Annotated in this window: 3 protein-coding genes and 1 pseudogene; all 4 read left to right on the top strand. The window is 56.6% G+C overall.

Annotated features, from left to right (window positions below):
• Positions 1–195, top strand: a pseudogene (locus tag UB23_RS30440) (aromatic ring-hydroxylating dioxygenase subunit alpha); the annotation flags it as partial.
• A 1-nt stretch (position 196) separates the two neighbouring features.
• Positions 197–1,336 carry an FAD-binding oxidoreductase gene (locus UB23_RS26680; RefSeq protein ID WP_045062365.1) on the top strand — a complete coding sequence of 380 codons (1,140 nt, stop codon included), beginning with the start codon at positions 197–199 and terminating at the stop codon, positions 1,334–1,336.
• Between the two features lie 58 nt (positions 1,337–1,394).
• Entirely contained in the window at positions 1,395–2,513 is a 1,119-nt protein-coding gene (locus UB23_RS26675; RefSeq protein WP_045062363.1) for an S-(hydroxymethyl)glutathione dehydrogenase/class III alcohol dehydrogenase, read from the top strand.
• Positions 2,514–2,605: 92 nt separating this feature from the next.
• On the top strand, positions 2,606–2,989 hold the full coding sequence (locus UB23_RS26670; protein ID WP_045062361.1) for a VOC family protein: 384 nt from the start codon (positions 2,606–2,608) through the stop codon (positions 2,987–2,989).
• The last annotated feature ends 209 nt before the right edge of the window (positions 2,990–3,198 follow it).

Genomic DNA, 3,198 nt, shown 5'->3' with positions numbered 1-3,198 from the left:
TTTGCCGAAGATCGGGTCGTTCTCAGTGCCGTGCACCTAGGTATGGCCAACAAGCAGACGCCCAACATTGATCTAGCCACTGACTCAGGCCCGTTGCGCTTTCGTCGTCACCTGGCCAAGTTGATTGCCGAAGAACAGTCTGATCGTTTGATTCCATTGACCCAGCAACACGCGGAAAAAAAGACGGAGGCATAAGATGGGGACCCAAGCGCAAAAACAGCTCACCCCGCAAGGTTTCAAAGCCTATCGGGTGATCGAGAAAAATCCCGAAAGCGCCGTGATCACCTCCTTCGTTCTGACGGCAGCCGATGGTGTTTCCAGCATGCCTTTTCGCCCGGGGCAGTTCCTGATTGTCCGTCTTTCCTTGGATGACGGTGTGACTGTGCTGCGCAACTACAGCTTTAGTGCAGATCCCCGGGATACATCGCGCCTGCGTATTTCGGTGAAGCGCGAGCCCTCACCGTTCGACAAGCCCGAGCTGCCGCCTGGACAAGGCTCCAATTACCTGCACGATCACGTGCAGGTCGGCGACCAGTTGGAGATCGCCGGACCGGCCGGAACCTTCACTCTGGACGAAGACAGCTCAAGGCCAGTGGTGCTCTTTAGTGGTGGTGTGGGCCTGACCCCGATGCTGAGCATGCTGCATCAGCTGAGCCGTAACTCGACGCGTCCGGTGTACTTCATCCATGCCTGCGAAAGCGGCGCCGTGCATGCTTTCCGTGACGAGGTGCTGACTCTAGCCAGCTGTCGTCCTGGGATCAAGGCGCACTTTTGCTACCGCAACCCGGACGCGGAGGATCAGGCCAAACAGGCCTTTCATAGCCAGGGGCTGGTCAGTCGAGAAACCCTACAACAGCTGCTGCCGATGGACGACTATGACGTCTATCTGTGCGGTCCGCGGCCTTTTATGCAGGCGAACTGGCGTCTGCTGCGCAACCTCGGGATCGCGGCCGAGCGTATTCATTACGAGTTCTTCGGTCCAGCGACCATCCTTGAAGAGGACGAAGTTAGACCGGCGCCCGCTACTGCGCCCACTATGCTTGTTCCATCAGCCGTGGCCAGTAGGAGCGAAAGCACATTAAACGTGCAGTTTCTGCCATCTGGAACCCAGGTCTCATGGGATCAGAACTGCCACTCACTGCTAGAGCTCGCCGAACAGGCCGGGCTTACGCCGACTTTCAATTGCCGGACCGGTCTCTGCAACAGCTGCGAGGTCAGCTTGCGTGAAGGCTCTGTCGAGTATTTCGAAGAGCCGCTGGATGCCCCCACAAACGGCAATATCCTGCTCTGCTGTACGCGCCCAACCAGCGCCGTGACATTGGACTTACGCCAGTGACAAGCCCTACTACGATTAACACCGACCACCGTCTTCGTTGCGTTCAGGAAAAACAATAATGATCAAATCGCGAGCTGCAGTAGCCTTTGCTGCCAACCAGCCCCTGCAAATTGTCGAAGTCGATGTGGCACCGCCGCAGGCTGGGGAGGTGCTGGTACGCATCACGGCCACGGGCGTCTGCCATACCGATGCCTTCACCCTATCCGGCGCCGATCCGGAAGGTATCTTTCCGGTCATCCTCGGTCACGAGGGCGGCGGTATCGTCGAGGCCATTGGCGAGGGGGTGACGTCCGTGGCGGTGGGCGATCATGTGATCCCGCTCTATACCCCGGAATGTGGCGAGTGCAAATTCTGCAAGTCCGGCAAGACAAACCTCTGTCAGAAAATCCGTGCCACTCAGGGAAAAGGCCTGATGCCTGACGGCACCAGTCGCTTCTCCTATAAGGGGCAGCCGATCTTCCACTACATGGGCACCTCGACGTTCTCCGAGTACACGGTGCTGCCGGAAATCTCGCTGGCGAAAATTGCAAAGGAGGCTCCGCTGGAGCAGGTTTGCCTGCTCGGTTGCGGTGTTACGACCGGCATAGGCGCGGTACTCAACACGGCCAAAGTGGAGGAGGGCGCCAGTGTGGCCATCTTCGGCTTGGGTGGCATCGGCCTGGCTGCGATCATTGGCGCCACCATGGCCAAGGCTGGCCGAATCATCGCGATCGATATCAACCCGGCCAAGTTCGAGATTGCTAGGCAATTGGGCGCCACCGATTTCATCAATCCGAAGGATTACGACCAGCCGATCCAGGACGTGATCGTCGAACTTACCGAGGGGGGGGTGGATTACTCGTTTGAATGCATCGGCAACGTCAAGCTGATGCGCGCAGCTCTGGAGTGTTGCCATAAGGGTTGGGGTGAGTCGGTGATTATCGGTGTCGCTGGCGCCGGGCAGGAAATCAGTACCCGTCCATTCCAATTAGTTACTGGCAGGGTCTGGCGCGGCTCGGCCTTTGGCGGAGTGAAAGGTCGCAGCGAGCTACCCAGCTATGTCGAGAAAGCGCAGAAAGGAGAAATTCCTCTGGACACCTTCATTACTCACACCATGGGGTTGGAGGATATCAACAAGGCCTTTGACCTGATGCACGAAGGCAAGAGTATTCGTACCGTAATTCACTTCGATCGCTGAGTCAGAAGATCCAGCGATTAGTTGTCAGGGTGCAAACCATCCTGATGCAACAAGAGCAACACCCACTTCATAAACAATCAAGAGAACCCAAGATGAGCGTATTCACTCACGTCACAGTTGGTACTAACGACCTGCACAAAGCACGCGCTTTTTACGATAGCGTACTGGGTAAGCTGGGTCACAAGCGCATTGCCGATTTGGACGACAATGGTTCAATCTGGGGGGAGAACGCACCTTCTTTCTTCGTCCTGAAACCGGCCAACGGCGAACCCGCCACCGTCGGTAACGGCGTGACTGTAAGCTTCGAGGCTCCGAGCCGCGCCGCAATCGACGCGTTCCATGCCGCAGCCCTGGCTGCAGGTGGCGTCTGCGCCGGCGCCCCTGGCACACGCGGCTGGGCACCAAATGCTTATGCTGCCTACGCCCGTGACCTTGACGGGAACAAGCTGGCGGCTTACTGCTTCAAAGCGGCCTAAGTGTAACGCGAGGTCAGCCTCGGCTGGCTTCGCTGATTTTATTTAAAGTCATCATGTATATTCTGATCCTCCAATAATTCGAACTCAAATAATCGATAACTTGTCAAAGGTCAGAACTTTGCTATTTTTAATTCATCTGTTCAATCTTGAACCGTCGAGCACCCTGCAGACCTCGATAACTTGCTGAGCGCTGTCTCTTATACACATCT

It is taken from the genome of Pseudomonas sp. ES3-33 (assembly GCF_000952175.1).
GTDB lineage: Bacteria > Pseudomonadota > Gammaproteobacteria > Pseudomonadales > Pseudomonadaceae > Aquipseudomonas > Aquipseudomonas gregormendelii.
The sequence above is the reverse complement of the archived record's forward strand: the minus strand, read 5'-3'. Positions and strand labels throughout refer to the sequence as shown.

Excerpts from the sequence above, each read along its gene's own strand:
- UB23_RS26670 (WP_045062361.1), top strand. The coding sequence starts at position 2,606 with ATGAGCGTATTCACTCACGTCACAGTTGGTACTAACGACCTGCACAAA.
- UB23_RS26680 (WP_045062365.1), top strand. The coding sequence starts at position 197 with ATGGGGACCCAAGCGCAAAAACAGCTCACCCCGCAAGGTTTCAAAGCC.
- UB23_RS26675 (WP_045062363.1), top strand. The coding sequence starts at position 1,395 with ATGATCAAATCGCGAGCTGCAGTAGCCTTTGCTGCCAACCAGCCCCTG.